The organism is Vibrio lentus (assembly GCF_030409755.1).
GTDB lineage: Bacteria > Pseudomonadota > Gammaproteobacteria > Enterobacterales > Vibrionaceae > Vibrio > Vibrio lentus.
The window spans coordinates 3108059-3125084 of sequence record NZ_JAUFQE010000002.1 but is presented as its reverse complement, the minus strand read 5'-3'; the positions used below and the strand labels follow the sequence as shown (position 1 = coordinate 3125084).

The following is a 17026-nucleotide window of genomic DNA, read 5'->3' as shown; positions in this document are numbered from 1 at the left end:
TGCGGCCGATTAGTTTACTTTATCCTCAGCGGGTTGTCTTTCTACTAAGGAGGCATTTTCTGAAAAAGCCTCATTTTGAGCGATTTCCGCCAAGCCAACTGAGATAGGTTTCTTCACCTCAACACCCAATTGCTTAAAGCTTTCGGCCTGACGAATCACGTTACCACGACCAGTCACCAGCTTATTCATGGCACCTTGATAGCTTTGGTTGGCTCTATCAAGTGAACTGCCAAGACCTTCCATATCATCCACAAACAAGCGCAGCTTGTCGTAAAGTTTGCTCGCCCGCTCTGCAATGATTTGTGCATTCTGGTTCTGTCTTTCGTTGCGCCACAGGTTATCAATGGTACGCAGTGCCACCAGCAAGGTCGTAGGGCTGACTAAGATAATGTTTTGTTCCATCGCGTCTTTGACCAAGCTAGGGTCAGCTTGAATCGCAACTTGAAACGCAGGTTCTACCGGAATAAACATCAATACATAATCAAGGCTCTGTATGCCTTTGAGTTGATGATAATCCTTCTGACTCAAGCCTTTAATGTGCGCTCGCAGTGAAGCCAAATGATCACGCAGTGCTGCGTCGCGTTGTTGATCGGTCTCAGCGTTGAAGTAGCGCTCAAATGCCACCAACGCCATTTTCGAATCCACCACCACTTGCTTGTCTTGTGGCAAATGCACAATCACATCCGGTTGGTAACGCTTTCCGGCATCGTTTTGCAGGTTCACCTGAGTTTGATATTCATGGCCTTCTCTTAAGCCTGAATCCGCCAACACACGAGCCAGTACCACTTCGCCCCAGTTACCTTGTTGCTTATTATCACCCTTTAACGCCTGAGTCAGGTTAACCGCTTCACGCGTCATGCTCTCATTGAGACGCTGCAGGTTTTTAAGCTCATGAACTAAGGTGTGACGCTCTTTGGCTTCTTGACTGAAGCTATCATTAACCTGCTTCTTAAAGCCTTCTAACTGCTCTCTCAATGGAGACAACAAACCCTCTAAGCTTTGCTTGTTTTGTTGATCGACCTTAGCGGTTTTGCTCTCAAACAGTTGATTCGCTAACAGTTCGAACTGCTGCTTCAATCGGGACTCTGCCTGCTCTAACAATTGCAGTTTTTCACTGTTGGCGAGGTTTTCTTGGTCGTGCCGAGCTTCTTGCTCGCGAAGCTCAGCCTCCAACTCAGACTTATGCTCCTTAAGAACATTAATATCGTCGGCATACTGCTGACGCTCTTGCTTCACGGCTTCAAAATAGCGCAGCTTCTCCATCGCAGCCATCACCTTGCCATGTGCCTGCTTAAGTTCAAATGCCGCTTTATCTCGATCATCATCCAGCTCATTGAGCTCTTGTTGTGCCTCTGCGAGTGAAGATTTGAGCTGAGATTGTTGTGACTCATGCAGCAAACGGTCGGACTCTAGTTGCTGTTCAAGAAGTCGCTGCTGAAAAGAGAACTTCTGTTTGATCCACCAGCCCACCACACCGCCGCTGACGAGCGCGCCGGAAATAGCAGCAATAAGCGTTGCCTGATGTTCGATAATCCATTGCATGATAATGATTTAGCCTAATTGGAGATAACTCATTAAATGGTATTTTGATACTGGATAAATGTCCAGTTTGCCGTATTAAAATTCGACAGATAGACTAGGCGCTCCGTATTCTGTCCCATCAAATTAGAATGAGTTGCTATGAACGAACGTCGTGCCTTGGGCTTTGGCCTTGCTGCGGTATTGCTGTGGTCAACAGTCGCTACTGCTTTTAAGCTGACCCTTGCTGAGTTTTCACCGATTCAAATGCTGACCATCGCCAGCATTGTGTCGTCGATTGCGCTGATCGCCGTTTGCGCGTTTCAAGGTAAGCTTTCTCAACTGAGTACCACGTTTCTTTCAAACCCTTGGTATTACTTACTGCTCGGTTTGGTCAACCCTCTAGCCTACTACCTGATTCTATTCAAAGCCTACGACTTGTTACCAGCATCTCAAGCTCAAGCCATCAACTACAGTTGGGCGATCACGCTGACTCTAATGGCAGCGGTTTTTCTAGGGCAAAAGATTCGTAAACAAGATTGGGTGGCGTGTACCTTCAGCTATGCGGGTGTGGTAGTTATTGCCACCAAAGGCGATGTGCTAGGCATGCAATTCGATAGCCCACTCGGTGTGGCACTTGCTCTGCTTTCAACACTGCTGTGGGCAGGGTACTGGATTCTCAATACCAAAAATAAAGCTGACCCTGTGGTGGGTGTATTACTTGGGTTCTTAGTGGCATTGCCATTCGCAATTGGTTTAACCGTTTACGAAGGCGAGAGTTTTAGCCAAATCACAGCGAAAGGTTGGATGGCCGTGACTTATGTTGGCCTATTCGAGATGGGTATTACCTTTGTTTTGTGGCTATCGGCACTCAAGCTAACCAACAATACGGCACGTATCAGCAACCTAATTTTCGCCTCACCGTTTATCTCGCTAATGCTACTTTCAACCATTATTGGCGAAGAGATTCACCCCGCGACGCTGTTTGGTTTGATGCTAATTATTGCAGGCCTTGTTATCCAGCAGATCAAGTGGGGAAAGAAAAAAAACAACCCCAGCTCTGAAAGTTGATGCCCAGAAAGAATAGGATTATCGCAATACGCAACTTCCTGAATGATCAACGATAGCAATCTGTAAATACAAAAATGGCGAGTCCTATGACTCGCCATTTTTATGTAAATTGAAACCTAATCGGTAAGCAAAAAGCTTAAACCCACTGGCCTGCTGCGAAGCCTGAGCTCCAACACCATTGGAAGTTATAACCACCTAACCAACCTGTTACGTCCATTACTTCACCGATGAAGTAGAGGCCAGAAACCGTCTTACATTCCATCGTTTTTGAAGAGAGGTGATTGGTGTCGACACCGCCTAAAGTCACTTCAGCCGTTCGGTAGCCTTCGGTGCCGTTGGGCGCAATTTTCCAGTTCTCTAGATGCTCTACAATCTCATTTAACTGCTTTTCGTTGAACTGTTTGAGCGGCTTATCTTCAAGCTCTTTACGATCAATCAGCACCTCAACGAAACGCTTTGGTAATGCTTTCGCTAAGGTATTTTTCAGGCTCTGATTTGGGTGTTTCTCACGAGAGTTTTCAAGTAACTCAGCAACGTCCACTTCAGGAACTAGGTTGATGGAAACCGACTGACCCGCTTTCCAAAATGAAGAGATTTGCAGTACCGAAGGGCCAGATAGGCCGCGGTGAGTAAACAGCAGCGCTTCTTTGAATAAAGTGCCGTCTTGCGCGGTGATCTCGGTAGGAATCGCGATGCCAGAAAGCTCAGCAAAGGCTTCTTTGTCTTCTTTATGCAGAGTAAATGGCACCAAGCCAGCGGTTGTTGGCACCACAGATAAACCAAACTGCTCTGCCACTTTATAACCAAATGGCGTCGCGCCTAGTTTTGGCATTGAAAGGCCACCGGTTGCAATAACCAATGAATCACACTCTACTTCATCGGTGTTGAGATGCATCTTGAAGCCAGCGTCTGTTTTCTCAATAGAATGAACATCACAACGGTAACGCTCTTCAACCTTTGCTTGCTTACACTCTGCTAGCAACATGGTGACGATATCTTTTGAGTTATGGTCATTCACACAGAACAATTGCCCGTGATCACGCTCTTCAAACTCAATACCATGCTTGTAGATCATCGAAATGAAATCCCAATTGGTATATTGAGCCAGTGCAGATTTAACAAAGTGGGGGTTTTGACTTAAAAAGTTTTTTGCTGTGACATCATAGTTAGTAAAGTTACAGCGACCGCCACCAGCAATAAGGATTTTTCTTCCCGGTTTTTTGGCATGATCTACGACGAGCACTCGTCGGCCGCGCTTGCCTGCTTCTGCTGCACACATCAAGCCAGCTGCACCTGCGCCAATTACGATTACGTCAAATTTTTCACTCATTGCGGTTCTGCTTTCTTCACTTTTGCATCACGAAGCACGCCTTGTGCCCATAACGCCACCAATAAAAAAGGATGTGCATAACAGCACATCCTTACTAATTGCTCGCTATTCTAACGGCAATTTTCAACTTTGCAATTGATGTTCATTCGTGCAAATTCCAGTCAGTTCCCATAAGCCAATATGGATGACCAAATCAACGAACTGAGTTCTAGTTAATCACTCAACTCATCTGGAATTTAAACGATGAATGAAGACAGCAACGTGACACCCAACAGAGCGGAAGAGAGTATAAATAACTGTCTTACACGATCACACTTCGACGTAAAAACTTCGTCGTGATGATGGTGATACTCTTTGCTTTTGATGTAACTAAACAGGCGAACCTGCTTGGTCATATTGCCATGAGTTGTGAAGAACCCACCTCCGTCTACTTGTTGATAAAGTAGAGGATGTGCTTCTCGCATAATATAAATGAGTGTTCTCAGCGCAGTAAAATAACGCGCCCAGTTCACACATGTCACAACCATTAGTGCAAATAGAATAGTGTCGCCGCTGATCATCCTTTCCTCCCTACATCTTCAAGGGAAGACTCAAAAGAAAAAGATAATCAGTGTCTTTTTCTTACAGCCTAAACTGCAGGAGCTTCCATAATTGAAGATGAACCATCTTTTGCCAATTGCGCTAGGTCTTTATCAATAAAGAACAGTGCTTTACCGTCTTCACCAACGAGCTCTAGCTTATCCAATACACCTTTAAACAACTTCTCTTCTTCGTGTTGCTCCGCAACGTACCATTGCAGGAAGTTAAAGGTTGAGTAATCTTGTGATGTGAAAGCAACGTGAGCCAGTTTGTTGATTTTTTCAGTGATCATTTGCTCATGTTCGTATGTTTCACGGAACACGGCACCAAGGCTGTCGAATTCATGTTTTGGCGCTTCAATAGCACCTAGAATTGGCATTGCACCTGTTTCACTAACGTAAGTGAAAAGACGCTGCATGTGTTCCATTTCTTCTACTGCATGAACACGCAGAAACTCTGCTGCACCTTCAAATCCTTTGTCTTCACACCAAGCACTCATTTGTAAGTATAGGTTGGATGAGAAAAATTCTAGATTAATTTGATCGTTGAGTTGATCAACCATTGTTTTAGACAGCATTAAAGTCTCCTGATTACACCTTAGTTTTCTCTACTATATCACTATTTAATGAATATCTCGCTGACCATTACTTAACCAACAATTCGAAGAACCAGTACGCAAGACGATGGATATGAGATCACTTCAGCAAAAAAAGCCATCGCATAGTGCTAATCTTTAAACAGACAATGAATAAAGGAGGTAGCGATATGAGTTACAAACATATTTTGGTCGCGGTCGATTTATCAGAAGACAGCAAATTAATTGTGGATAAAGCGGTAGCATTGGCAAAGCCATTGGAAGCCAAAGTCTCTTTTATCCATATCGATATTAACTATGCCGAGCTGTATACCGGCCTAATCGATATCAACATGGCGGAAACTCAGCATAACGCAATGGAAGCATCTCGAGTTCAGCTGCAAAACTTTGCTGAGCATGCTCAATACCCGATCACCCACACCTTAGTGGGCAGTGGCGACCTGAGTCATGAGCTGTGTGACACCATCAACGAGTTCAATGTTGATTTAGTGGTTTGTGGTCACCATCAAGACTTCTGGAGCAAACTGCTTTCTTCAACGCGACAACTGATCAACGCCTCTCCAGTTGATATGCTGGTCGTGCCTCTAAGAGATTCAGAAGACTAATGATTTAAGGTTAGGTAACATACAGCTCATATCTTATTAACGAAGTTTTACTATGAGCTATTTAGCTGGTGTTACCCTCCTATGGGCCTTCTCCTTTAGCCTGATCGGCGTCTACCTTGCTGGTCAGGTTGATGCTTGGTTCTCTGTTTTGATGCGTGTTGCCCTTGCGGGTCTCGTATTTCTTCCCTTCCTTAAGTTTCGTGGCGTCTCACGTAAGCTGATCGCTAAATTGATGGCTATTGGTGGTATTCAGCTTGGGCTGATGTATTGCTTCTATTATCAGTCGTTCTTGCTGCTGTCAGTTCCTGAAGTCCTTTTGTTTACCGTCTTTACCCCAATTTATGTCACGCTTATTTATGACTTTCTCAAAGGGCAATTCTCACCTTGGTACCTAGTGACTGCTGCTATTGCGGTATTAGGCGCGGTGTTTATTAAATTCGCGGGCATCAATGAAAACTTTTTGGTCGGCTTCCTTGTCGTGCAAGGGGCGAACCTATGCTTTGCTATCGGTCAGGTCGGCTATAAAGTGGTAATGGAAAAAGAAGCGACTGAATTACCTCAACACACGGTGTTTGGTTATTTTTATCTAGGTGCTCTGTGTGTGGCTTCAGTTGCTTTCATGCTATTGGGCAACCCTGAAAAACTGCCTACGACCACACTTCAATGGGGAATCCTGCTTTACCTCGGCTTAATTGCTTCAGGAATGGGTTACTTTATGTGGAACAAAGGCGCGTGCATGGTAAATGCTGGCGCACTTGCCGTGATGAACAATGTGTTAGTCCCAGCAGGCCTTGTGGTGAATATCCTTATCTGGAATAGAGATGTCGACCTAGTACGACTTTCCATTGGTGGTGGGGTTATCTTGCTGTCTTTGTGGGTTAATGAGACTTGGGTTAAGAAGCGTGTTGCGAGAGATGCTAGTAATGCCTAGCGCGTTAAGCTAACAAGCTGTATTTGGCTAAAATTAATATCCAAAAAGCAAAAGAGCGACCGTAGGTCGCTCTTTTTAAATCATCTGTATAGCAATAAATTCTTCGAATCAACTTCAGTGAATGTGACTATGGCTCACTACCTGGGTCTTGGTTTCAGTGAAGGCTACGTCATCAAGTTGTAGGTTGATGCGTTCAAGGTCACTTTCCAATTTTTGGCTTTTCTTAAACAGCTTTTGCTGCTTCTTAATCATCTTCGCGAGCTTTTTGTTGTACTTCTCTTGTTTCTTCGCCGCTTTCTTCGCTTGTTTGAGTTCAGCTTTCTCATCGCCGCTCGCCTTCGCCATCAATTTTTTCAACTTGGCTTTTTTCAACGCGACTTTATCCGCTGTTGCTACAACCGCAGGGTCAAAGATTTGTACAACTGGCTCAGCGCTGTCCATGACCTCGATAAGAGAAACGTCTGGAGTTGGCAATGTTTCAGCAAGTAGACCACACGCGACTTTTTCTTCAACGGGTTTATTCTGACAATCAATCGGTGGGATTGCTGTTGGTTTGCATAGGTTCGCTTGATCCGACGATGAACGCGCACAAGAACGACACACAAACTTAGGTTGGGTAACCAAGCTGTGGATCTCGCCTAGGTGTTCAGTGATATCTCGACGGTTTAACTTACAAAAGCGTTTAGCCATGCTACAACTCCAGCTAAGAATAATAATGATTCTTAGTTAGATATACATCCGTAACGCGACTATCGCAAGTGTTAAATGGCAATTTATCGTATTTATGACGGGAAACTTTCTTAGCGTGCTGCTAAGTCATTGATGCTTTCACATAGACATCAAAACGGTTCTTTTTGGTTTCGATCGCCATGCTTGGTTTTTGCTCGTCTAACCACGCCGCGTAATCCGGTCTTTTGACCACAACACGCTTTGATGCGAGCTTCATCGCAGGCTCAAACAAACCATCGGCATCCAGATCTGCACCAACCAAAGATTGGAATACGCGCATCTCTTTCTTAACCAAAGCCGATTTCTTTTTGTTCTCAGGGTGCGGGTACATAGGGTCGAGATACACCACATCAGGCTGTTCGAATTCAGGATCGTTACTCAGCTTATCTAGGGCATCATGGCTAGAAGCATGAATCAACTTCATACGTTCACTCACCCAACCACCGATGTCTGGGTCTTTTTGTGCTCTCTGCAGGCCGTCATCCAATAATGCAGCCACAACTGGATGTCGCTCTACCATCTGTACTTTACAGCCCAACGAAGCTAGAACAAACGCATCACGTCCTAAACCAGCGGTGCCATCTAAGATGGTCGGTGTTGCCCCTTTATTTAGACCTGCGGCCTTAGCAATTGCCTGACCTTTACCACCACCAAACTTACGTCTGTGACCGACTGCGCCTCCGACCAAATCAACAAAGATAGCACCAAGCTTAGGTTCATCGACTTTACGTAACTCAAGTCGCTCGCTAGTCAGTACCAAAGCGAAATCGCTGTTTTCATCATGAGATAAATTCCAACGGGTCGCTAAGTCATTTAGATGATCGATTTGGGTGGCATCTTCGCAAATCAGTTGTAGTAGCAAGGTCGTCTCCAACAGACAGTAGTATTAAAACAAAAGAGGCAACCAGTTTACCTGATTGCCTCAACAATACATATTAGCGGTGCAAACTATTAGTTCTGAAAGCTTGTTAGCGCTGTAAATGATTAGCGTCGCTAGTGCTAAAGAATACTCATAGTGTCGCTTGGTTCGCTTAATCTAAATGCTCTAACGTTCGCTCTTGTTGTAACTCTTCAACGAGCTCTGCAAGCGGCTTAGGTCGACCAATAATGTAGCCTTGCGCGTAGTTAACACCGAGCTCGATCAGCTTGTCGATGATCTGAGTGTTTTCAACAAACTCAGCTACCGTGTGTTTACCCATCTGCTTGGCCAAGTCATTGATAGAACGAACCATCACATGATCCATTTCGTTGACATCAATATCGCGTACAAATAGGCCATCAATCTTCACAATATCGACTGGCAATTTCTTCAGGTAGCCAAACGATGATAAGCCTGAACCAAAGTCATCGAGTGCAATCATACAGCCAAGCTCTTTAATGCGAGTAAAGAATTTGATCGCTTGTTTCATGTTGCTCATCGCGGCCGTTTCAGTGATTTCTAGACAAATCTTATGGCAAGGCACTGACGAGTTCGCCAAACTTTCAATCAAGAACTCAACAAACTCTCGATTACCCATCGAGTGACCAGACAGATTGATAGAGCACATTCCAAGTTCATCTATCACCTTTGGTCGACCTTCCAACCAAGCGAGGGTTTGGCTCACGACTCGGCGGTCAATCAAGTGCGCAATATTATAGCGCTCTGATGCAGGCATGAAGATCCCCGGAGAGATGTACTCACCCTTGATGTTTTTGATTCTCACCAAGATCTCGAAATGCATTTTCTCGCTGTCTTTGTCTAAACCAAGAATACGCTGTGCAAACAACTCTAAACGATCATTCGCCAAGGCCTCATGGACGAGATTGACGCACTCCATTTCTAAGTGACGACGACGGATATCTTCATCATCTTGATGATAAAGGTTATAGCGATTACGCCCTTCTTCTTTCGCTGCATGACAAGCGGCATCAGCCTGAGCATGCACCATTTGCGGTGAAGCCGCGGTATGGTCAATCAATCGAATACCGATAGAGCTGGTCAGGTTAAGGCGAATATCACCCCACAAGAATGGATTCTCACTCATCATTGAGATGATACTGCGACACACATTAACCGCATCTCGCTCAGTGCAGTCTTTGATTAATACAGCAAACTCATCGCCGCCCATACGTGCCAACACGGCATTGTATGGCAGGACGTCTTCCAGCAGCTTAGCGCTAAACATGATTGCAGCATCACCCGCTTCGTGGCCAGCAGTATCGTTTAAGACCTTAAGTTGGTCTAAGTCCAAAAACAGCATGGCGTGAGTACGCATGTGGCTCTCGACTTCTTTTAATGCCTTTTGCAATTCTTGTGCAAAGTGATTGCGGTTAAAGGTACCAGTGAGCAAGTCATAGCGAGCCTGATACTCTAACTTTTCAGAAAGCTCATGAGTCTCGGTGATGTCTTCGCCAACAATCAACAGCTGATCGGATTCAACCAATGGACGAATGTTTTCACGAATCCAGATTGTGCTGCCATCCGCATGACGATATTCGATATCACGGCGCCACACGCCGCGCACCTTATGTTGTGGTTGCAACAAGATATGACGCGGGATCATTGCATTTTCATCGACATAGAACTCTCTTGGACGATGACCTAGCAATTGTTCCAGAGGATAACCTAACACCTCTTCAGCAAACTGGTTCACTTGCTGAATACGGTTGTTGCCATCCAGCGTAATCATCATTACGGGTTGCTTGTCGTAATACAGTTTAAGGTTGGCTTCGCGTTGGAACAGTTTGTTTTCAGCAAGTTTACGGGAAGTCACATCACGCGCTTCAAATAAGAATTGGGTATCATCCTCTTCATTGCCCGGCATCGACTTCAGAGAAATCTCTAATACCATCACACCACGGTCACGACACCATACTTCCGCTTCAAAGCGCAAAGCTGGCGGCGTTTCTTTGCTCGTAAAATACTCCTTCAGTATTTCACGTGCAGACTCTTCCCAATGTTGGTGGTTTTGAAGCGGAGTACCAAGCTTGTAGCCTTGATTATAAAGAAGTTCATGCAGCTTGCTGTTACTCGACAACAGCACCCCATTTTTGTCGATAATGCCCATAAATTGCAGGCTTTGATCGAAGATCGACTCGAGCAACATTTGGCTTTTTCGGCTTGCCCGTTCGCTTTTTTTAAGTCGGTTCAGGTAATACACCAAGGTGGCAATCACGCACGCCATGGCTAAAAACAGCAAACCAATCGTACGAATCTCGTCGCGATAGCGCGCGAGAAATGGCTTAGGCTTATTTAGGAAAGTGACTGCCGCTTCATTCTCTGCGCCCAAATCCCAACGAGAAATTTGTTGGTAATCGAGTTTGATTTCTGGCGCGCCAGCAACCACTTGGGGCAGCGGTTTATCCGGATTAGCCAACACATTCAATAGAACACGCCCAGTATCTCGCCCCTGCGTCTCACCACTCTGAATCACGCCTCCGATAGCACCAAACCCAAGCCCCAAGTCATGCACCATATACAATGGCATTTGAGTCTGTGTATTGAGAACGCGCCAGTCTTCATCGCTGCTGACTCGACCATTGGCATCGCGATAATACGCCCAAAACAGCAAGCTTTTTCCGAGATCGGCACTCTGAGAAAATGCCACGAGCTCTTGATAAGAATCAGGAACATAGTGTTCAACAAGATCGGAAAATTCTGGGTGTTTTCTAACAAACAGGTCGACTTGAGCACGAATGGCTTGGCCCGTCACTGAATGGTCGGTGACAATATAGATTTTTTTGACAGTCGATTGAAGACGCTTGATGAGTTCGATATTACCGACTAAATCAATATCCTCACTAATACCCGTCGCGTTCAAACCTTCAATCATTTCGGGAGAGAAGTTGTTGATACCGCCAAAGATAACAGGAGTATCTTTGAGATCGGGCGCAAGGCGCTTCATTAAGTTGAGCGCGTTATTGTCACTGACCACAACGGCAGCAAACTCTTCATGCAGCAGTTTGGTGTGATAAAGCTGGTAAACACGCTCAAGATACTCAGGATTTTGAGAGCGCTTACTATCAAGATAAACGACACGATAAGACAGGCCATCTCGGTCAAGCTCTGCCGCTAGCCCTTTGTGGAAATCATCTGTCCAGAAAAAACCTTGATGGTAAGAGTGAATCACCAACACATCTTTTGTCTGCGCTGAAGCAAACGTACTCCAACACATCACAAGAAATAACAACCAAAATCGCACTGAATTCACCTTAACATCATCGTTGCTGCTAATATTATCACCCTTGGCTATGATATGTACTCTAGCCGAACTATTTTCATTCGATATAAGGGTTTACGCATGTCCACAACTACTGCTCGTCTGGATGACCTAGACCGTGCCATTCTCAAAACTTTGATGGAAGATGCGCGCACGCCTTATGCTGAAATGGCAAAGAAATTCGATGTCAGTCCCGCGACGATTCACGTTCGTATCGAAAAGATGAGATCGGCCGACATTATTGAGCGAACCGAGGTTGTGGTAAACACCAAGAAGCTTGGTTACGACGTGTGTTGTTTTATTGGTATCAACCTTAACGCAGCTCGCGACTACCACTCAGCCATTGCCAAGCTTAATGCATTAGATGAAGTGGTTGAGGCGTACTACACCACTGGCGCCTACAACATTTTCGTTAAACTGATGTGTAAATCGATCGAAGAGTTGCAGTTCGTACTGATTGATAAATTGCAGGCGATTGACGAGGTTCAATCGACTGAGACACTAATTTCATTGCAGAACCCTATCAACCGCAATGTAAATCCATAATCGTTTGATAAATCGATACAAAAAGAGCCTCACAATGAGGCTCTTTTTACATTCTGACCAGCACAATATTAAGCGCTGATACCCGCATGACGCAGCATCGCATCGATTTGAGGCTCACGACCACGGAAGCGTTTGAACAGCTCCATCGGCTCTTCACTGCCACCCATCTCAAGGATGTTGTTCAGGAAACGATTGCCGGTTTCAGTGTTGAAGATGCCCTCTTCTTCAAATGCAGAGAACGCATCTGCAGACAATACTTCTGCCCATAGGTAGCTGTAGTAACCCGCGCTGTAGCCACCAGCAAAGATATGCCCAAAGCTGTGTGAGAAGCGGTTCCAATCAAGGCTTGGCAATACAGAAACCTTAGACTTCACGTCAGCTAGTGTTTCTAGTACGCGAGCACCGACTTCTGGATCGTATTCTGTGTGCAGTGTGAAATCGAACAAGCCAAGCTCTAGCTGACGCAGGATAAACATCGCAGATTGGAAGTTCTTCGCCGCTAGCATCTTCTCTAACATCTCTTTTGGTAGCGCTTCACCCGTTTCGAAGTGACCAGAAATGAATGACAGCGCTTCCTCTTCCCAACACCAGTTTTCTAGGAACTGACTTGGTAGCTCAACGGCATCCCAAGGCACACCGTTAATACCCGCAACTGCACCCGCTTCAACTTGCGTTAGCATGTGGTGGATACCGTGGCCAAATTCGTGGAACAAAGTGACCACTTCATCGTGAGTAAACAGTGCTGGTTTGTCACCGACTGGCTTGTTGAAGTTACACGTTAGGTAAGCAACAGGCGTCTGTAGCTCACCAGATTGAGTAATGCGACGACCGCGACAGTCGTCCATCCAAGCGCCGCCACGTTTGTGTTCACGTGCGTATAGATCTAGGTAGAAGCTACCGCGCAATGTGCCTGTCGCATCAAAGATGTCAAAGAAGCGCACTGAATCATGCCATGTATCCACACCTTCACGCTCAGTCACAGACATACCAAACACACGATTTAGTACTTCGAACAAACCAGACACTGCGTTCGACTCAGGGAAGTATGGACGAAGCTCTTCATCAGAGATCTCGAACAAGTTCTGTTTTTGTTTCTCGCTGTAGTAAGCGATGTCCCACAGGTTTAGCTCAGAGACACCAAACTCTTTCTCAGCAAATTGACGTAGCTCTTCTACTTCGCGCTCACCTTGTGGTTTGGCTTTTACTGCTAGGTCGTTAAGGAAACCAAGTACTTGGTCTGGCGTTTCTGCCATCTTAGTCGACAGAGATTTTTCGCTGTAAGTGCTAAAGCCAAGCATGCGTGCGATCTCGTGACGCAGCTTAAGTTGTTCAGTAATGATCTCAGTGTTGTCCCACTTACCAGCATTTGGACCGCGATCTGAAGCGCGAGTTACGTAGGCTTCGTACAGCTCTTTACGTAGCGCTTGGTTATCACAGTACGTCATCACCGGCAGGTATGATGGGATATCTAGAGTCAGTAGGTAACCTTCCTGCTCTTTAGCTTCTGCCGCGGCTTGTGCTGCTGCCAATGCCGACTCAGGCATACCGGCCAGTTCAGCCATGTCTGTTACCTGCTTGCTCCAACCCATGGTTGCATCAAGCACATTGTTTGAGAATTGAGAACCCAGCTCAGACTGGCGTTTACTGATCTCGCCGTAGCGATGCTGCTCGTCTGCGGGTAAGCCAATGCCTGACAATTCAAAGTCACGCAGTGCGTCGGTAATGGTTTTTTGTTGAGCTTGGTCTAATGCCGAGAACGCCTCACTCGCCTTGATCGCTTTATACGCTTCGAACAAACCTTTATGTTGACCAACCCACGTGCCGTACTCAGAAAGCACAGGCAGACAGCTCTCATAAGCGTCACGCAGCTCATCGCTGTTCATCACAGAATTCATATGGCTTACAGGTGACCAAATGCGACCTAAACGATCATCCACTTCTTCAATCGGAGCAACGAGGTTGTCCCAGCTTGGTGAAGTATTACCTTCAAGTACTTGTTCTATCTTGTTGCGACACTCTTCAATCACTTGCTCAACCGCTGGCTTAACGTGCTCAGGTTTGATCTGTGAAAACGGAGGTAAGTCCGTGAAGGTTAATAGCGGATTAGACATATAAACATTCCTTTGGCTTTAGAGACTTTCGTCTTTTTTGTAATGAGGTCGTCTTACAGTCATCAGGCTAAGGATCGCCCTAAAAAATCACCTGCGAATAGTTATTAAATAGTGCTCATGAAGGCAAATTTCAATAGTAGAACCAATAACTAACTGCATATTGCGAACGACTGTTCCTGAATTGTTCGAGAATTTATGGTCCATTGGGGGTTATAATAGTCAAATTAACCCCACCTACACTAACCACACTCTAATTCGAGAGTGTTACGAGAGTTTAATTTGTTAAGTTATCGCCACAGCTTCCACGCGGGTAACCATGCCGACGTAGTAAAGCATATCGTACAGAGCCTTATTCTTAATTCTTTGAAACAGAAGGATAAGCCTTTTGTTTACCATGACACTCACTCTGGTGTAGGTCGTTATGACTTAACGCATGAATGGTCTGAAAAAACGGGCGAGTACAAACAAGGCATTGCCCGCGTCTGGGCACAAACAGAACTTCCTGAAGACATTCAAAGCTACCTTGAGTCTATCTCTGCACTCAACAATGGCGAAAAACTGCGTTTCTATCCAGGTTCACCACGAGTTGCACGTGCACACCTCCGTGATCAAGACCGCATGGTATTAACCGAACTTCACCCTGCAGACCACCCTCTACTTGAGCAAGAGTTCCACCGCGATCGTCAGGTGTCTATCTATAAAGAAGATGGCTTCCAACGCTTAAAAGGCAGCCTGCCACCAAAAGAACGTCGTGGTTTGGTACTGATCGATCCGCCTTACGAGCTGGCAAAAGAGTATCGTGATGTTGTGACTGCGATTGCTCAAAGCCATAAGCGCTGGGCAACCGGTATCTACGCAATTTGGTACCCAGTGGTAAACCGCTGTGATATCGAAGACATGATTGAAGGACTTGAAGGCCTAGGCATTAACAAGATTCTACAAATCGAACTTGGCGTATCACCAGACACCAATGAGCGTGGCATGACAGCATCAGGCATGATTGTTATCAACCCGCCTTGGAAGCTAGAAAGCCAAATGAACGAAATTCTTCCATTCTTGAAGGAAGCAATTGCGCCGGCAACCGGTCACTTCAAAGTAGAGTGGATCGTACCCGAGTAATCTCGAACTTAACGTCATAGTTTGCAGAATCTTCAACAGACTGTGACGTACACGAATAAATTTTAAACAGGGAGATTGAGTTCAACCGATCTGCCCTCAATATAATAATTAGACAATTTAAGAATCTATAGGACGTAGGTGTTCAGTGCGCTCACTGTACCCACAGCCTTCAATAAATGGAGAAAGTAATGGCGACTCATTTTGATTACATCTGTATCGGCGGCGGTTCAGGCGGCATCGCATCAGCTAACCGCGCAGCAATGCACGGTGCAAAAGTTGCACTTATCGAAGCTCAAGACCTTGGTGGTACTTGTGTAAACGTTGGTTGTGTTCCTAAAAAGGTTATGTGGCACGGTGCTCAGGTTGCTGAAGCGATCAACCTATACTCAAAAGACTACGGCTTCGACGTTGACGTAAAAGGCTTCGACTGGGGCAAACTGGTTGAAAACCGCCAAGCGTACATTGGTCGTATCCACCAATCTTACGATCGCGTTCTTGGTAACAACAAAATAAACGTAATCAAAGGCTTTGCTAAGTTTGTTGACGAAAAAACCGTTGAAGTTAACGGTGAACACTACACAGCGGATCACATCCTGATCGCAGTAGGTGGTCGTCCAACCATTCCAAACATCCCTGGCGCAGAGCACGGTATCGACTCAAACGGTTTCTTCGACCTGATGGAGCAACCTAAACGTGTTGCTGTTATCGGCGCGGGCTACATCGCAGTTGAGATCGCAGGCGTACTAAGTGCACTTGGCACTGAAACACATCTGTTCTGTCGTAAAGAGTCGCCACTACGTAGCTTCGATCCAATGATTGTTGAGACACTGGTTGAAGTAATGGAAGCGGAAGGCCCAACACTTCACACGCACTCTGTTCCTAAAGAAGTAGTGAAAGAAGCAGATGGCACACTGACTCTGCATCTAGAGAACGGCAACACTCAAAACGTTGACCACCTAATCTGGGCTATCGGCCGTCACCCAGCAACTGACGCTATCAACCTAGCATCAACGGGCGTTGCAACAAACGACCGTGGCTACATCAAAGTAGACGAATTCCAAGCAACCAACGTTCCTGGCATCTACTGTGTTGGTGACATCATGGAAGGCGGCATCGAGCTAACACCTGTTGCTGTTAAAGCAGGTCGTCAGCTTTCTGAGCGTCTATTCAATGGTCAAACCAACGCGAAGATGGACTACACGCTCGTTCCTACTGTTGTATTCAGCCACCCACCTATCGGCACAATTGGTCTAACGACTCAAGAAGCTGAAGAGCAATACGGCAAAGACAACATCAAGGTATACACGTCTGGTTTTACTGCAATGTACACAGCAGTCACTCAACACCGTCAACCTTGTAAGATGAAGCTAGTATGTGCTGGTGAAGAAGAGACTGTAGTTGGCCTACACGGCATCGGTTTCACTGTTGATGAAATGATTCAAGGCTTCGGCGTTGCAATGAAGATGGGCGCAACCAAAGCAGATTTCGACTCTGTTGTGGCAATTCACCCAACGGGCTCAGAAGAATTTGTGACGATGCGTTAATCGCAGATCATAAGATTAAAGATAGAAGCAGGCTTAGGCCTGCTTTTTATTAACCACCTTGAACAAAAAAAGAACACACAAAGCACTGATATATAAAAAATTATAAAAGATTGTCAAATCTCAGCAAAATCTATAGCTCGTACTTATAG

General features: G+C 45.6%; 14 protein-coding genes. 6 read left to right on the top strand and 8 right to left on the bottom strand.

Going from position 1 to position 17026, the window contains the following annotated elements; genetic code table 11:
- Positions 1-9: 9 nt before the first annotated feature.
- Entirely contained in the window at positions 10-1542 is a 1533-nt protein-coding gene (gene rmuC, locus QWZ07_RS22615; protein WP_017103438.1) for a DNA recombination protein RmuC, read from the bottom strand.
- A gap of 138 nt (positions 1543-1680) precedes the next feature.
- Between rmuC and QWZ07_RS22610 the strand changes: the two genes are divergently transcribed.
- Positions 1681-2589 carry a DMT family transporter gene (locus tag QWZ07_RS22610; RefSeq protein ID WP_192853245.1) on the top strand — a complete coding sequence of 303 codons (909 nt, stop codon included), beginning with the start codon at positions 1681-1683 and terminating at the stop codon, positions 2587-2589.
- Between the two features lie 136 nt (positions 2590-2725).
- On the opposite strand, the gene QWZ07_RS22605 is transcribed toward QWZ07_RS22610, so the two are convergent.
- The 3 genes from QWZ07_RS22605 to ftnA form a co-directional block, all read right to left on the bottom strand.
- Positions 2726-3919 carry a BaiN/RdsA family NAD(P)/FAD-dependent oxidoreductase gene (locus QWZ07_RS22605; RefSeq protein WP_192853244.1) on the bottom strand — a complete coding sequence of 398 codons (1194 nt, stop codon included), beginning with the start codon at positions 3917-3919 and terminating at the stop codon, positions 2726-2728.
- Positions 3920-4155: 236 nt separating this feature from the next.
- Positions 4156-4479: a universal stress protein UspB gene (gene uspB, locus QWZ07_RS22600; RefSeq protein ID WP_009848060.1), complete on the bottom strand. Its 324-nt coding sequence runs from the start codon at positions 4477-4479 to the stop codon at positions 4156-4158.
- Positions 4480-4547: 68 nt separating this feature from the next.
- Positions 4548-5075: a non-heme ferritin gene (ftnA, locus tag QWZ07_RS22595; protein ID WP_017109234.1), complete on the bottom strand. Its 528-nt coding sequence runs from the start codon at positions 5073-5075 to the stop codon at positions 4548-4550.
- Positions 5076-5263: 188 nt separating this feature from the next.
- Between ftnA and uspA the strand changes: the two genes are divergently transcribed.
- Both uspA and QWZ07_RS22585 read left to right on the top strand, forming a co-directional pair.
- Positions 5264-5698, top strand: a complete 435-nt coding sequence (gene uspA, locus QWZ07_RS22590) for a universal stress protein UspA (protein WP_004735555.1) — start codon at positions 5264-5266, stop codon at positions 5696-5698.
- 52 nt (positions 5699-5750) lie between these two features.
- Positions 5751-6629, top strand: a complete 879-nt coding sequence (locus tag QWZ07_RS22585) for a carboxylate/amino acid/amine transporter (protein ID WP_192853243.1) — start codon at positions 5751-5753, stop codon at positions 6627-6629.
- 114 nt (positions 6630-6743) lie between these two features.
- On the opposite strand, the gene QWZ07_RS22580 is transcribed toward QWZ07_RS22585, so the two are convergent.
- From QWZ07_RS22580 to QWZ07_RS22570, 3 genes are all read right to left on the bottom strand, one after another.
- A complete protein-coding gene (locus QWZ07_RS22580) occupies positions 6744-7319 on the bottom strand; it encodes a hypothetical protein (RefSeq protein WP_102311773.1) in 576 nt (191 codons plus the stop codon).
- A 121-nt stretch (positions 7320-7440) separates the two neighbouring features.
- A complete protein-coding gene (locus QWZ07_RS22575; protein WP_192853242.1) occupies positions 7441-8220 on the bottom strand; it encodes a class I SAM-dependent methyltransferase in 780 nt (259 codons plus the stop codon).
- 169 nt (positions 8221-8389) lie between these two features.
- A complete protein-coding gene (locus tag QWZ07_RS22570) occupies positions 8390-11512 on the bottom strand; it encodes an EAL domain-containing protein (protein WP_192853318.1) in 3123 nt (1040 codons plus the stop codon).
- Between the two features lie 126 nt (positions 11513-11638).
- Here QWZ07_RS22570 and asnC point away from each other — a divergent pair, with 126 nt between their 5' ends.
- Positions 11639-12103, top strand: coding sequence for a transcriptional regulator AsnC (asnC, locus tag QWZ07_RS22565; protein ID WP_009848066.1), 465 nt, complete (start codon positions 11639-11641; stop codon positions 12101-12103).
- A 68-nt stretch (positions 12104-12171) separates the two neighbouring features.
- On the opposite strand, the gene prlC is transcribed toward asnC, so the two are convergent.
- Positions 12172-14214, bottom strand: coding sequence for an oligopeptidase A (gene prlC, locus QWZ07_RS22560; protein ID WP_192853241.1), 2043 nt, complete (start codon positions 14212-14214; stop codon positions 12172-12174).
- A gap of 279 nt (positions 14215-14493) precedes the next feature.
- Here prlC and QWZ07_RS22555 point away from each other — a divergent pair, with 279 nt between their 5' ends.
- On the top strand, positions 14494-15333 hold the full coding sequence (locus tag QWZ07_RS22555) for a 23S rRNA (adenine(2030)-N(6))-methyltransferase RlmJ (RefSeq protein ID WP_029224298.1): 840 nt from the start codon (positions 14494-14496) through the stop codon (positions 15331-15333).
- A gap of 188 nt (positions 15334-15521) precedes the next feature.
- On the top strand, positions 15522-16877 hold the full coding sequence (gorA, locus tag QWZ07_RS22550; protein WP_192853240.1) for a glutathione-disulfide reductase: 1356 nt from the start codon (positions 15522-15524) through the stop codon (positions 16875-16877).
- The last annotated feature ends 149 nt before the right edge of the window (positions 16878-17026 follow it).